This window comes from Acidovorax sp. GW821-FHT10E04, from assembly GCF_059415185.1.
In genome coordinates, this window is sequence record NZ_JBWKMT010000002.1 from 93,480 (window position 1) to 107,120 (window position 13,641).

Annotated in this window: 11 protein-coding genes; 8 read left to right on the forward strand and 3 right to left on the reverse strand. The window is 67.1% G+C overall.

Annotation, left to right across the window (positions count from 1 at the left end):
- Positions 1-44 precede the first annotated feature (44 nt).
- The 3 genes from AC07OC_RS05275 to AC07OC_RS05285 form a co-directional block, all read right to left on the reverse strand.
- Positions 45-2,072, reverse strand: coding sequence for a transglutaminase TgpA family protein (locus AC07OC_RS05275; protein ID WP_494600475.1), 2,028 nt, complete (start codon positions 2,070-2,072; stop codon positions 45-47).
- A 112-nt stretch (positions 2,073-2,184) separates the two neighbouring features.
- On the reverse strand, positions 2,185-3,231 hold the full coding sequence (locus AC07OC_RS05280) for a DUF58 domain-containing protein (protein ID WP_494600476.1): 1,047 nt from the start codon (positions 3,229-3,231) through the stop codon (positions 2,185-2,187).
- Position 3,232: 1 nt separating this feature from the next.
- Complete coding sequence (locus AC07OC_RS05285; RefSeq protein WP_218294447.1) at positions 3,233-4,153, reverse strand: AAA family ATPase; 921 nt, start codon at positions 4,151-4,153, stop codon at positions 3,233-3,235.
- Positions 4,154-4,261: 108 nt separating this feature from the next.
- On the opposite strand from AC07OC_RS05285, the gene AC07OC_RS05290 reads away from it, so the two are divergent.
- The 8 genes from AC07OC_RS05290 (at position 4,262) to AC07OC_RS05325 (ending at position 13,639) form a co-directional block, all read left to right on the forward strand.
- Positions 4,262-5,167, forward strand: a complete 906-nt coding sequence (locus tag AC07OC_RS05290) for a histone deacetylase family protein (protein WP_255591329.1) — start codon at positions 4,262-4,264, stop codon at positions 5,165-5,167.
- Between the two features lie 140 nt (positions 5,168-5,307).
- Complete coding sequence (locus AC07OC_RS05295) at positions 5,308-6,099, forward strand: enoyl-CoA hydratase (protein ID WP_218340659.1); 792 nt, start codon at positions 5,308-5,310, stop codon at positions 6,097-6,099.
- An 11-nt stretch (positions 6,100-6,110) separates the two neighbouring features.
- Entirely contained in the window at positions 6,111-7,439 is a 1,329-nt protein-coding gene (locus AC07OC_RS05300) for a mechanosensitive ion channel family protein (protein WP_494600477.1), read from the forward strand.
- A gap of 218 nt (positions 7,440-7,657) precedes the next feature.
- Positions 7,658-8,407: an electron transfer flavoprotein subunit beta/FixA family protein gene (locus tag AC07OC_RS05305; RefSeq protein WP_494600478.1), complete on the forward strand. Its 750-nt coding sequence runs from the start codon at positions 7,658-7,660 to the stop codon at positions 8,405-8,407.
- Positions 8,408-9,340, forward strand: coding sequence for an electron transfer flavoprotein subunit alpha/FixB family protein (locus AC07OC_RS05310; protein WP_494600479.1), 933 nt, complete (start codon positions 8,408-8,410; stop codon positions 9,338-9,340).
- 70 nt (positions 9,341-9,410) lie between these two features.
- The gene (locus AC07OC_RS05315; RefSeq protein WP_218293912.1) at positions 9,411-11,201 is read left to right on the forward strand and encodes an acyl-CoA dehydrogenase; all 1,791 of its coding nucleotides are present in this window, start codon (positions 9,411-9,413) and stop codon (positions 11,199-11,201) included.
- Between the two features lie 137 nt (positions 11,202-11,338).
- Positions 11,339-12,292, forward strand: a complete 954-nt coding sequence (locus AC07OC_RS05320) for an NAD(P)H-dependent flavin oxidoreductase (protein ID WP_218293913.1) — start codon at positions 11,339-11,341, stop codon at positions 12,290-12,292.
- 210 nt (positions 12,293-12,502) lie between these two features.
- Positions 12,503-13,639 (forward strand): ABC transporter substrate-binding protein, encoded by a 1,137-nt coding sequence (locus tag AC07OC_RS05325; RefSeq protein WP_218293914.1) that lies wholly within the window; start codon positions 12,503-12,505, stop codon positions 13,637-13,639.
- Positions 13,640-13,641 lie beyond the last annotated feature (2 nt).

Sequence of the window (13,641 nt, forward strand, 5' to 3'; positions counted from 1 at the left end):
CTCTGGCGGCTGCACGGAGCATCGAAGCCGCTCAGGGGGATGATTCATTTCCTTGGCCAGGGCAGGGTGCGGAATTCGCGCCGCAGCGTGCCCAGTTCGGTGTCGGGGTGGGGGGCGTAGCGCAGTCGCTCCAGCCGCAGCAGCCAGTCTGCCACTGCGTCGGCTGGCGCCCCGAATTGTGCCCGCACCCGTTCGGCCATCGCGCGCGGTGGCAGGGTTTCCGGCAGTGGCAGGCCCGCGCGCGCCAGGCGCTGGCGCGTGCGGGCCAGCAGCCGCAGCCAGGGGTCGTGCTGGCTGCGTTCCCACAGGCTCCAGCCCATGCCGCCCAGCGCGGCCGCGATGACCAGGGTGCCCAGCACGGTGGTGAGGTCCTGCCAGCTGGGGGATTCAAACCCCAGCGCCTTGAGCAGGTCCATCTGGCGGCTCTGCGTGTAGTTGAGCACCCACTGGTTCCAGCTGTTGTTGACGGCTTCCCACACGGCGCGCAGGTTCTGCACCATGCCCGGGCTGAGGGTGCCCATCGCGGCCGCGAACGCGCCTTGGGGCGCCTGCAGGCGCTGGAACGCCCCCACGCGGCCTGGCGAGACGGCGCCCGTGGGGTCCACGCGCACCCAGCCGCGGCCTTCCATCCACACCTCGGCCCAGGCGTGGGCATCGGCATTGCGCACGGTCCAGTAGCCGTCCACGGGATTGCGTTCACCCCCCTGGTAGCCCGTGACGATGCGTGCGGGCACATCCAGGGCGCGCATCAGCACCACGAAGGCCGAGGCAATGTGTTCGCAAAAACCTTCCTTGCGGTCAAACCAGAACTCGTCGGCGGTGTGTTCGCCATAGACGCCGGGATCGAGGGTGTAGGTGTAGCCGCCCGTGCGCAGGCGCTGCAGGGCCGCATTGACCAGCGCGCTTGTTCCGCCGCTGGCCAGCGCGGGGTCTGCGCGCATTTGCGCGGCCAAAGCCAGGGTGCGGGGGTTGAAGCCGGGGGGGAGCTCCGTGTACACGCGCAGCTGCCGCACGGACTGCTGGGGGCCATGGCGGTACTCGGGGTAGCTCACGGCCTGGTAGCGCATCACCTCGGTGATGGGGCGTGAGGTCATCCACTGCAGGTCCTGGGTCATGTAGGCCCGCACGTTGTTGGGCAGCTCGGGCGCCTCGGGGGTGGCTTCCAGCACCATCAGCCAGGGTTGCCGCTGGGGCTCGAGCGTCACTTCGTAGCGCACGGCCGGTCCGCTGACCTGCAGGTTGGCTGGCGGGGCCGCGCGTGCGGCCCAGGCGCTGTCTTCCCGAAACGGCTCGGCCTGCCATTGCCGGCCATCGAACGCCGTCATGACGGGGCCGCGGAAGTACAGCGCCGATTGGGGCGGGACATCGGTGGGCGCCCCCGCGAAGCGCAGGCGGATGGCCACGCGTTCGTCGAGCGCGATCTCGGCCATCTCGCCGATCTTCATGGTGCCCGACAGGCCGCTGCGCCCCGTGAGGTTCTCCCCGGGCATGCCCCACAGCGGCGCCATGCGCGGAAATAGCATGAACAGTGCCACCATGATGGGGGCCCCCAGCAGCGCCATGGTGCCCGCCATGCGAAAGGTCTGCGCCAGGGGCGGGCGACCCACCGGCATGTGGGCATTGACCAGCGCCATGAGCAGGCCCAGCAGCGCCACCAGCATGGCGGCGGCGGTGAGCAGCGACTGCGAGAAGAAGAAGTTGCTGAGCATCGTGAAGAAGCCCAGGAAGAACACCACCATCGCGTCGCGGCGCGCGCGCAGCTCCAGCATCTTGAGCGCCAGCAGCATGACGACCAGGGTGACGCCCGCATCGCGCCCGAGGATGGTGCGGTGCGTGAACAGCGTGCCCGCCACCGCCACCACCAGCAGGGCGCCCACGGTCCAGCGCCCGGGCAGGGGCCGGCCTTTCCAGGCGAGCCAGCCGCGCCACAGCAGCAGCCCGCCGGCCAGCAGGCTGGTCCACACCGGCAGGTTGGACACCTGCGGTGCGATGACCCAGACGATCACGAACAGCAGAAAGAGCGTGTCGCGGGCGTCGCGCGGCAGGGAAACAAGGGTCCGGAGCAGGTTCATGGCAAGGGTCCAGGCCCGGCTTGGAGTGGTGGGCATGCTATAAAAAATATAGCTGCCTGCGCTTTGCCTGTATGCGGCAGGGACCCACTGGATACGGATTTTGAAGCGGGGTTCAGCACAGCGCCAGTGCCTCCAGGCAATTTCGTCGGTGCGCCGCACCCGTGTCCGGGGCGATCTCGACACCCGGCAGGCGCAGGCCATAGTCCAGCCCCAGCCGGTCGGCCTGCAGCACCCAGGCGGCCAGGCGTGAGATGCGGGCTTCGTGGTCGGGCAGCGAGGCGCGGGCCAGGTCCAGCCACAGTTCGTGCCGCTGGGCCTGCTGGGCGTCGCGGCTGACCAGGTCGTCCGTGCCGGTGCCCAGCGATTTGGCGGCCTTCTTCCAGACCACGAGCTTGAGCGGGTCGCCCCGGCGGTAGGCGCGCACGCCGTCGAATTCGCCAATGCCCTGCGTGGGCGTGTTGCCGGCGCCGCCCGCGCGCGGTTCGCCGGTCGGCAGCGGCGGTGCCGGGGTCTCGGGCGCGGGGTAGACCAGCACCTGGGCCGCGGGCCGCCAGTAGGTCCAGACGCGGAAGGTGCCGAGCGGAAAGCGCGTCTCGGCCGTCAGCGTGGGCACGCGGTGCAGGCCCCGGCGCGGGGGCTTGAAGGCGACCTGCACGCTCGACTGGCCTTGGGCGGGCACGTCGGTCCAGGCCCAGTGGCGTGCCTCCTTGCCCGTGCCGTGCACCGACAGGGCGATGCCGTAGCGCGGCGTCTTGCGCTCGCTGGACAGCTGGATGTCAAACGCCGTGCTGGTGCCCATGAAGTGTGGCTCGGGCGCCTTCAGGTGCAGCGTGAGCCCGCGCAGGTTGGCGTGGCAGATGTGCATGCCCACCACGGCGCTGCCCGCCAGCAGAAAGGTCAGCAGGTAGCCCAGGTTGAGCTGGTAGTTGATGGACGCGATGAGCAGCACGATGAGCGTCAATGCCAGCATCCAGCCCGAGCCGGTGGGCAGGATGTAGACATTGCGCTGCGTGAGCGCGAGCGTGTCGCTCAGCGGCAGGCGCGCCTGCCACCAGCGCTGGAAGCGGCGGCGCAGTGGCGCAAGCGGGCTCACCCGGGCCAGGATGGCGCGCCAGCCCCCGGTCGGGCGGAGCGTGGCGGGGGGATGGGCGGCTGTCATTTCACGGCAGCGGCACGGCCTCGACCATGGCGCGCACCTGTTCCACCGCGCCGCGTCCGGCATCGCCCACGGGCACCAGGCGGTGGGCGATGGTCTGGGGCAGCACGGCCTGCACGTCGTCGGGCGCCACGTAGTCGCGCCCGCTGATGAGGGCCTGCGCCTTGGCAGCACGCACCAGGGCGATGCCCGCGCGGGGCGAAAGGCCCTGCAGGAACCACCGGCCCGAGCGCGTGGCGGCGATGAGGTCCTGCACATAGTTGAGCAGCGGGTCGGCCGCATGGATGGCCTGCACCTGGCGCTGCAGCTCGGCCAGTTCCTCGTCGGACAGCAGCGGCAGCATGGTGTCCACCATGTCGCGCCGGTCCGCGCCCGCCAGCAGCACGCGCTCGGCCGCGCGGTCGGGGTAGCCGATGGAGATGCGCATCAGAAAGCGGTCGAGCTGCGATTCGGGCAGCGCGAAGGTGCCCAGCTGGTCGTGCGGGTTCTGGGTGGCGATCACGAAGAAGGGGTGGGGCAGGGCGCGCGTCTCGCCCTCTACCGACACCTGCTTTTCCTCCATGGCTTCGAGCAGCGCGCTTTGCGTCTTGGGGCTGGCGCGGTTGATTTCGTCGGCCAGCAGCACCTGGGCGAACACCGGGCCAGGGTGGAACACGAAGGCTTCCTTGCCGCGCTCGTAGACCGAGACGCCCGTCAGATCGCTGGGCATCAGGTCGGCCGTGAACTGCACGCGCGAGAACTGCAGGCCGAAAGTGCGCGACAGCGCATGGGCCAGGGTGGTCTTGCCCACCCCCGGAACATCCTCGATGAGAAGGTGCCCGCCGGCCAGCAGGCAGGCCACGCAGTCCTGTACCTGGGCCTGCTTGCCCACGATCACCGTGTTAAGCTGATCCAGAAGCGATTTGATCTTGTGCTGTGCATTCATTGTCATGGCGCGACGTTATCCGAAAACCATCCAAAAAAATACGAGACACGGGGATTGACTGTGAGCAAGACGGGCTATTTCACCCATCGGGATTGTTGGAAGCACGAGATGGGCCCGGGCCACCCAGAATGCCCCGAAAGGCTCGATGCCATCGAAGACCGCTTGCTGGTCACCGGGGTGGGCGATGCGCTGGAGCGCTACGAGGCCCCCGAGGCCTCGCTGGCCGACATCGAGCTGGCGCATGGCCGCATGCACATCGCGGCGCTGCGGGGCCTGTCCGACCGGCTCAACGAAGAGCTGATGGCGGGCGGCCCGAGCTACGCGCAGATCGACACCGACACCTCCATCAACGCCCACACCTGGAAGGCGTCGCTGCGCGCCGCGGGTGCCGCGCTGGCCGCCACGGATGCGGTGATGGCCGGCGAGGTCGAGAACGCGTTCTGCTCCGTGCGTCCGCCCGGGCACCATGCATGCCGCGACAAGGCCATGGGTTTTTGCTTCTTCAACAACGTGGCGGTGGCCGCCAAATATGCGCTGCAGCGCTACAACCTGCAGCGCGTGGCGGTGGTGGACTTCGATGTGCACCACGGCAATGGCACCGAGGACATCCTGGCGGGCGACCCGCGCGCGCTGATGGTCAGCATCTTCCAGCACCCGTTCTACCCGTACAGCGGCGACCAGGACCCGGCCCCCAACATGGTCAACGTGCCCGTGCCAGCGTACACCCGTGGCATGGACATCCGCGAGATCATCGAGATGATGTGGATGCCGCGCCTGGAGGCCTTCAAGCCCGAGATGATCTTCGTCTCCGCCGGCTTCGACGGCCACCGCGAGGACGACATGGGCCAGCTGGGCCTGACCGAGCAGGACTACGCCTGGATCACCCAGCGGGTCAAGGACGTGGCGCGGCGCTATTCCCAGGGCCGCATCGTGTCGTGCCTGGAGGGCGGCTATGTGATGGGGCCGCTGGCGCGCAGCGTGGAGGCGCATCTGCGCGTCCTGGCTGATCTTTGACTCCCCCTGAGCCGCCTGCGGCGTCTTCCCCCTGAGGGGGACGCCACCCGTGGCCTGGTGAAGCCAGTTCCACGGTGGCACTGGCCTCATGCGCGCCTGTTTCAAACGCCCCTCGCATTGCTGTGCACAGGAGAAACAACATGACGATTCCAAATTCTGACGAGCTGCTGCTGATCACCCGTGATACGCGCGGTGTGATCACCCTCACTTTGAACGACCCTGCACGCTTCAATGCGTTGGGCTCTGAAATGCTGACAGCCCTGCAACAGGCGCTGGACGAAGCGCACCGCGACGAATCTGTGCGCGTGGTGGTGCTGGCCGCAGCGGGCAAGGCCTTCTGTGCCGGGCACAACCTCAAGGACATGGCGGCGAACCCGGAGCTGGCGTACTACCAAAAGCTGTTTGCCCAATGCAGCCGCATGATGCTCACCATCCACAAGCTGCCCGTGCCCGTGGTCGCCAGGGTGCAGGGCATGGCGACGGCGGCGGGCTGCCAGCTGGTGGCGCAGTGCGACCTGGCCGTGTCGGCCGACAGCGCGAGTTTTGCCACCAGCGGCATCCACTACGGCCTGTTCTGCGCGACGCCCAGCGTGCCGCTGGTGCGCAATGTGCCAGCCAAGCGGGCGATGGAAATGTTGCTCACCGGCGATTTCATCGATGCCCCCACCGCGCTGGCACAGGGCCTGGTGAACCGCGTGGTGCCCGCCGATGCGCTGGACGCCGAGGTGGAGATGCTGGTGCAGTCCATCCTGCAAAAGCCCCGCGTGGCCGTGGCCATGGGCAAGGCGCTGGTGTACCAGCAGCGCGAGCTGGGCATGGATGCCGCCTACCAGCTGGCGGGCCAGGCCATGGCCACCAACATGATGGACGAGGCGGCGCAGGAGGGCGCGCGCGCCTTTGCGGAAAAACGCCAGCCCCGCTGGAAGCGCTGAGGATCGCCACGATGGACAAGCCGATGCTCGACGATGTGGGCCTGTGGGTGCAGTCCTTCCTCAGCCCGATGGTGCTGGTGGAGCTGGCGGCCTTGGCGGGGTGCGTCGCCCTGGCCTGGGGCCTGGTCTCGCTGCTGCAGCGGGGCCTGCACCGGGGCGATCCACGCTCCATTCTGTTTGGCACCCGCATCGTGGATGGCGCGCTGTTTCCGCTGGTGCTGCTGAGCCTGGCCTATGTGGCGCGCACGCTGCTGCACTACTGGGTGGCGCTGGCCGCCTTCAAGCTGGCGATCCCGGTGCTGGTGGCGCTGGTGGTGATCCGCATTGGCGTGAAGGTGCTGCAGGTGGCATACCCGGACGCTGCCTGGGTGCGGCCCATCGAACGCTCCATCTCCTGGCTGGCCTGGCTGGGCATGGTGCTCTGGGTCACGGGACTGCTGCCGCTGGTGCTGGAGGAGCTGGACCAGATCCACTGGAAGGTAGGGGGCGCGACGCTGTCGGTGCGCACCATCATCGAAGGCGCGCTGACCGCCGGTGCGGTGCTGCTCATCGCGCTGTGGATCTCCGCCGCCATCGAGTCGCGCCTTCTGCGCTCGGCCACGGGGGCGGAACTGTCGCTGCGCAAGGCGGTGAGCAATGCCGTGCGGGCGCTGTTGATCTTCGTCGGGCTCATCATGGCGCTGTCGGCCGTGGGCATCGACCTGACGGCGCTGTCGGTGCTGGGTGGCGCCGTGGGCGTGGGCATCGGCTTTGGCCTGCAGAAGCTGGCGTCCAACTACGTGAGCGGGTTCGTCATCCTGGCCGAGCGCAGCATGCGCATCGGCGACAACGTGCGCGTCGACAATTTCGAAGGCCGCATCACCAACATCAATGCGCGCTACACCGTGGTGCGTTCGTCCACGGGGCGCGAGTCCATCGTGCCCAATGAAATGCTGATCACCCAGCGGGTGGAAAACCTGTCATTGGCCGACCCCCGCGTGTGGCTGTCGACCGTGGTGAGCGTGGCCTACGAAAGCGACGTGGACCTGGTGACCCGGCTTCTCGCGGACGCCGCGCTGGCCAGCAGCCGGGTGCTGCGCGATCCCGCCCCCAGCGTGGCCCTCTCGGCGTTTGGGGCCGACGGGCTGGAGTTCACGGTCGGCTTCTGGATCGCCGACCCCGAGAACGGCTCACTGGGCCTGCGCTCGGAGATCAACCGCGCCATCCTGAGCGCCTTGCGCGCCCACCAGATCGAGATTCCCTACCCCCAGCGGGTCATGCACGTGCAGGTCGAAGGGGGGCTGGCGGCGGCGCTGTCACCCGGCGCGCCAGCGGCGCCTGGGGCTGCCACCGCGCGGTGACCGGGCCCCGGGGGCTGCGAACGGGGTGCCGCATGCGACAGCAGACTCTAGACAGGCGCCCGGTGCACTCGCCTATAATCGACAAAAAGCACGATCGTTCTTTTTTGGAATCGTGAGGTCTGTGTTCCGGCCCCGTAGCGCTTTCGTTGCAGTGCGGCATAGAATGTTCTAGTTTACGTAAACGTCAATTCAACCAACTCTATCTAGGAGCCGCAGCAATGAAGGTCTTGGTCCCTGTCAAGCGCGTGGTGGACTACAACGTGAAGGTCCGCGTCAAATCGGACAACACGGGTGTGGACATCGCCAACGTGAAGATGAGCATGAACCCCTTTGACGAAATCGCCGTCGAAGAGGCCGTGCGCCTGAAAGAAAAAGGCCTGGTGACCGAAGTCATCGCAGTCTCCTGCGGCGTGGCCCAGTGCCAGGAAACCCTGCGCACCGCCATGGCCATTGGCGCCGACCGCGCCATCCTGGTGGAAACCGACGTCGAGTTGCAGCCTCTCGCCGTGGCCAAGATCCTGAAGGCCCTGGTGGACAAGGAGCAGCCCGGCCTTGTGATCCTGGGCAAGCAAGCCATCGACGACGACGCCAACCAGACCGGCCAGATGCTGGCGGCCCTGGCCGACCTGCCCCAGGCCACGTTCGCCAGCAAGGTTGAACTGGCTGCAGACAAGGTCAGCGTGACGCGTGAAGTGGACGGCGGCCTGGAAACCCTGGCCTTGACCCTTCCAGCGGTCATCACGACCGACCTGCGCCTGAACGAGCCCCGCTACGTCACCTTGCCCAACATCATGAAGGCCAAGAAGAAGCAGCTCGATACCGTCAAGCCCGAAGACCTCGGCGTGGACGTGGCTCCGCGCCTGAAGACCCTGAAGGTCACCGAGCCCGCCAAGCGTGGCGCTGGCATCAAGGTGGCCGACGTGGCCGCCCTGGTCGAGAAACTCAAGAACGAAGCGAAGGTGATCTAAATGTCGGTACTCGTTATTGCTGAACACGACAACGCGTCCATCAAGGGCGCCACCCTGAACACCGTGACCGCCGCCGTGGCCTGCGGTGGCGACGTGCACGTGCTGGTCGCCGGCCACAATGCAGGCGCTGCCGCAGCCGCCGCGGGCCAGATCGCTGGCGTCGCCAAGGTCATCCACGCAGACGCCCCTGGCCTGGAACACGGCCTGGCAGAAAACGTGGCCGCCCAGGTGCTGGCCATTGCTGCCAACTACAGCCACATCCTGTTCCCCGCCACCGCCAGCGGCAAGAACGTGGCGCCCCGCGTGGCCGCCAAGCTCGACGTGGCCCAGATCAGCGACATCACCAAGGTGGTCGCCGCCGACACCTTCGAGCGCCCCATCTACGCGGGCAACGCCATCGCCACCGTGCAAAGCGCCGACAGCGTGAAGATCATCACCGTGCGCACCACCGGCTTTGACGCCGCAGCCGCCACCGGTGGTTCCGCCGCAGTCGAAGCAGCAGCAGCCACGGCCGACGCAGGCAAGAGCAGCTTCGTGGGCAGCGAGATCGCCAAGAGCGACCGCCCCGAACTGACCGCCGCCAAGATCATCGTCTCCGGTGGCCGGGCGCTGGGCAGCAAGGAAAAGTTCGACGAAGTGATGACCCCGCTGGCCGACAAGCTGGGCGCGGCCCTGGGCGCCAGCCGCGCCGCGGTGGACGCGGGCTACGCCCCGAACGACTGGCAAGTGGGCCAGACCGGCAAGATCGTGGCGCCGCAGCTGTACATCGCCGCCGGCATCTCGGGAGCGATCCAGCATTTGGCGGGCATGAAGGACTCCAAGGTGATCGTGGCGATCAACAAGGACCCCGAGGCACCGATCTTCAGCGTGGCCGACTATGGGCTGGAAGCCGACCTGTTCACGGCGGTGCCAGAGCTGGTCAAGGCCCTGTAAGAACGCCCCTGTGCATACAAAGGCATCGCTTGCGATGCCTTTTTTTTGACGAAATTTCCCGGAGACATCCATGAGTTACACCGCACCCCTCAAGGACATGCTGTTCGCCATCGAGCACCTGGCCAACATTGAACAGATCGCCCAGATCCCCGGCTTTGAAGACGCAGGGCTGGACACGGCCGCCGCCGTGCTGGAAGAGTGCGCCAAGTTCAATGAAGGGGTGCTGTCTCCGCTCAATTTCGAAGGCGACAAGAACCCATCGAGCTGGAAGGACGGTGTCGTCACCACCACCCCCGGCTTCAAGGAAGCCTTCCGCCAGTACGGCGAAGGCGGCTGGCAGGGGTTGCAGCATCCGGCCGACTTTGGTGGCCAGGGCCTGCCCAAGACCATCGGCGCGGCCTGCATCGAGATGACCAACAGCGCCAACATGAGCTTCGCGCTGTGCCCGCTGCTCACCGACGGGGCCATCGAGGCGCTGCTCACCGCGGGCAGTGACGAGCTCAAGGCCACCTACCTTGAAAAGCTGGTCACCGGCGAATGGACTGGCACCATGAACCTGACCGAACCCCAGGCGGGCTCGGACCTGGCCCTGGTGCGCACGCGTGCCGAACCCCAGCCCGACGGCACCTACAAGATCTTCGGCACCAAGATCTTCATCACCTATGGTGAACACGACATGGCCGAGAACATCGTGCACCTGGTGCTGGCACGGGTGGCGGGCGCGCCCGATGGCGTGAAGGGCATCAGCCTGTTCGTGGTGCCCAAATTCATGGTCAACCAGGACGGCAGCCTGGGCGCGCGCAACGACGCCCATTGCGTGAGCATCGAGCACAAGCTGGGCATCAAGGCATCGCCCACGGCGGTGCTGCAGTTCGGCGACCACGGCGGCGCCGTGGGCTACCTGGTGGGGCAGGAAAACCGGGGCCTCGAATACATGTTCATCATGATGAACGCAGCCCGCTACGCCGTGGGCATGCAGGGCATCGCGATCTCCGAGCGCGCCTACCAGAAGGCCGTTCAGTACGCCAAGGACCGCGTGCAAAGCCGCCCCGTGGACGGCAGCATCAACGCCAGCGCCGCCATCATTCACCACCCTGACGTCAAGCGCATGCTCATGACCATGCGCGCCACCGTGGAGGGCTGCCGCGCCATGGCCACCGTGGCCGCTGCCGCGTTCGACGCAGCCCACCACCACCCCGATGCCGAGACGCGCAAGCAGAACCAGGCCTTCTACGAATTCATGGTGCCGCTGGTCAAGGGCTACAGCACCGAGACCAGCCTGGAGGTGACCAGCCTGGGCGTGCAAGTGCATGGCGGCATGGGTTTCATCGAAGAAACCGGCGCCGCGCAGTACTACCGCGACGCCAAGATCCTGACCATCTACGAAGGCACCACCGCCATCCAGGCGAATGACCTCGTGGGCCGCAAGACGGCACGCGATGGGGGCCAGGTGGCCAAGGGCATCGCCGCGCAGATCGAGACCACCGAAGGCGAGCTGCTGGCCAGCGGCACCCCGGCCGCACTGGCCGTGGCCAGGCGCCTGACGGCCGCGCGCAAGGCGCTGCTCGACGTGATCGACTTCGTGGCCGGTGGCACCAAGGCCCAGCCCAACGCCGTGTTCGCGGGCAGCGTGCCCTACCTGATGCTGGCAGGCAACGTGGTGGCGGGCTGGCAGCTGGCGCGCAGCCTGCTGGTGGCGCAGGACCTGTTGCACAAGGGACAGGACGCAGCCTTCATGCGCGCAAAAATCACCACGGCCCAGTTCTATGCCGAGCACATCCTGGTGAAGGCACCGGGGCTGCGCGACAGCATCGTGGACGGCGCCGCCAGCGTGACCGAACTGGCGCTGGACGCCTTTTGAAGGTTGAGCGTGTTGTGAGGAGACTGACTGCCCGCAGAGCGGGCAGCTCATTGATATAAAAATGATAGCTGCTAGCGCTTGATGAATAAGCGCTAGAGCCCTATTTCATCCAAAAACCTGTTCAGGAAGTTGTCGCCATGTCCAAACTGCCTCCCGTGTTGCAAAACCTGTCGCTCCCCGTCATCGGCTCGCCGCTGTTCATCATCAGCAACCCCAAGCTCGTGATCGAGCAGTGCAAGGCGGGTGTGGTGGGCTCCATGCCCGCGCTCAATGCCCGCCCCGCCGAACTGCTCGATGAATGGCTGGCCGAGATCACCGAGACCCTGGCGGCCTACAACAAGGCCCATCCCGACAAGCCCGCCGCGCCCTTCGCCATCAACCAGATCGTGCACAAGAGCAATGACCGGCTGGAGCACGACATGCAGGTGTGCGCCAAGTACAAGGTGCCGATCATCATCACCAGCCTGGGCGCGCGCGAGGACGTGAACCAGGCCGTGCACGCCTGGGGCGGCGTGGTGCTGCACGACATCATCAACAACAAGTTTGCGCACAAGGCGATTGAAAAGGGCGCCGACGGCCTGATCGCCGTGGCCGCCGGTGCGGGTGGCCATGCGGGCGTGAAGAGCCCGTTTGCGCTGATCCAGGAGATCCGCCAGTGGTTCGACGGCCCCATCGCGCTCAGCGGCTCCATCGCCAGCGGCGACGCGGTGCTGGCGGCGCAGGCCATGGGCGCGGACTTCGGCTACATCGGCTCGGCCTTCATCGCCACGCACGAGGCCCGCGCCAGCGATGACTACAAGATGGCCATCGTGGAAGGCAGCTCGGACGACATCGTCTACAGCAACCTGTTCACCGGCGTGCACGGCAACTACCTGGCGCCGTCGATCCGCGCGGCGGGCATGGACCCCGACAACCTGCCCGAATCGGACCCGAGCAAGATGAACTTCGGCGGCGACGCGAAGAAGGCCTGGAAGGACATCTGGGGCTGCGGCCAGGGGATTGGCGCGATCAATGCGGTGACCAGCACCGCCGAGCTGGTGGCCCGGCTGCGCGCGGAGTATGAGGCTGCCCGGGCGCGCCTGAAGCTCTGATCCCCGGCGAGGCCTGCCTTGTGCGCCCGCAGCGTGCCATGCGCTGCGGGCGCAGCCGTTTGTGCAGCCCCGTGGGGCGGGTGTGGGCTGGTCGCGACAGGGCAAACCCTCAATGGACGGCAGCGCATGCCGTGGACAATGATGATGATTAATAACCAGATGGGTGCCGCGTCGTGTGGCGCCGTCCGTCATCGTCGCGGGGAAGGTGCCATGCTTCGTTCATGTTTGCTGGGGCTGATGCTGGCCCTCTGTGCCAGCCAGGGGGCGCACGCCCGCAATGAGGGCGTGACCGGCGACGAGATCCGCCTGGGCGCGTCCGCCGTGCTCTCCGGGCCGCTCGGCGCTCAGACCGCGCAGTATGGGGAAGGGTCGCGGCTGATGTTCGACGCCGTGAACGCGCAGGGTGGCGTGCACGGCCGCATGATCCGCTACACCACGCTGGACGACGGCTTCGACACCCAGAAAGCCGTGGAGAACACGCGCCAGCTGCTGGAGAACGACAAGGTCTTCATGATCTACAACAGCACGGGCACGGCGCAGACGGCGGCCATCCTGCCCCTGGTCAAGGAACACCGCACGCTGCTGTTCGGGCCGGTCACGGGGGCCTCGGCGTTTCGGGAAACCTTGAATCCCTATGTCTTTCACGTGCGGGCCGGCTACGCCAGCGAGGCCGGCAAGATCGTCTCGCAGCTGCGCCACCAGGGCATCAGCCGCGTGGCGGTGTTCTACCAGGACGACGGCCTGGGCAAGACGCTGCTGGCCGAGCTCAAGAAAGCCTCCGAGGAGGAAAAGCTCGCCTTCGTCGCCGAGATCAAGGTCGACCCCAAGCAGCCCGACTTCGCGGCCGCCGCGCAGGCCACCGACAAGGCACAGCCCCAGGCCGTCATCGTGGCGACGGCGGGCACCACGTTCACCAGCTACATCAAGGCGGTGCAGTCCACGGCGGCGCGGCCCGCGTACTACGGGTTTTCCGTGGCCAGCATGGACGTGATCCACCGCGAGCTCAAGGACAAGGCGCGCGGCATCATCCTGGCGCAGATCATGCCCTCGCTGCGCAGCACCACGGTGCCCGTGGTGGCCGAGTACCTGGCCCTTCTGCGCGCCAAGTCACCAAGCGCCCAGCCGTCGGCCTCGCAGTTCGAGGGCTTCGTGCACGCCCGGCTGCTGGTGGAGGGCCTGCGCCGCACCGGGCGCAACCTGAGCACGGAGTCCTTCATCAAGACCATGGAGGATGCGGGCGATATCTCGTTCGGGCGCTTCAACGTCAAGTATTCGCCCAGGAGCCACAACGGCTCCACCTATGTGGAGCTGGCCATCGTGGATGCCGAGGGCAGCTTGCGGTATTGATC

Coding starts and splice junctions, on each gene's coding strand:
- AC07OC_RS05275 (WP_494600475.1), bottom strand. CDS start 2,072: ATGAACCTGCTCCGGACCCTTGTTTCCCTGCCGCGCGACGCCCGCGAC.
- AC07OC_RS05280 (WP_494600476.1), bottom strand. CDS start 3,231: ATGACAGCCGCCCATCCCCCCGCCACGCTCCGCCCGACCGGGGGCTGG.
- AC07OC_RS05285 (WP_218294447.1), bottom strand. CDS start 4,153: ATGAATGCACAGCACAAGATCAAATCGCTTCTGGATCAGCTTAACACG.
- AC07OC_RS05290 (WP_255591329.1), top strand. CDS start 4,262: ATGGGCCCGGGCCACCCAGAATGCCCCGAAAGGCTCGATGCCATCGAA.
- AC07OC_RS05295 (WP_218340659.1), top strand. CDS start 5,308: ATGACGATTCCAAATTCTGACGAGCTGCTGCTGATCACCCGTGATACG.
- AC07OC_RS05300 (WP_494600477.1), top strand. CDS start 6,111: ATGGACAAGCCGATGCTCGACGATGTGGGCCTGTGGGTGCAGTCCTTC.
- AC07OC_RS05305 (WP_494600478.1), top strand. CDS start 7,658: ATGAAGGTCTTGGTCCCTGTCAAGCGCGTGGTGGACTACAACGTGAAG.
- AC07OC_RS05310 (WP_494600479.1), top strand. CDS start 8,408: ATGTCGGTACTCGTTATTGCTGAACACGACAACGCGTCCATCAAGGGC.
- AC07OC_RS05315 (WP_218293912.1), top strand. CDS start 9,411: ATGAGTTACACCGCACCCCTCAAGGACATGCTGTTCGCCATCGAGCAC.
- AC07OC_RS05320 (WP_218293913.1), top strand. CDS start 11,339: ATGTCCAAACTGCCTCCCGTGTTGCAAAACCTGTCGCTCCCCGTCATC.
- AC07OC_RS05325 (WP_218293914.1), top strand. CDS start 12,503: ATGCTTCGTTCATGTTTGCTGGGGCTGATGCTGGCCCTCTGTGCCAGC.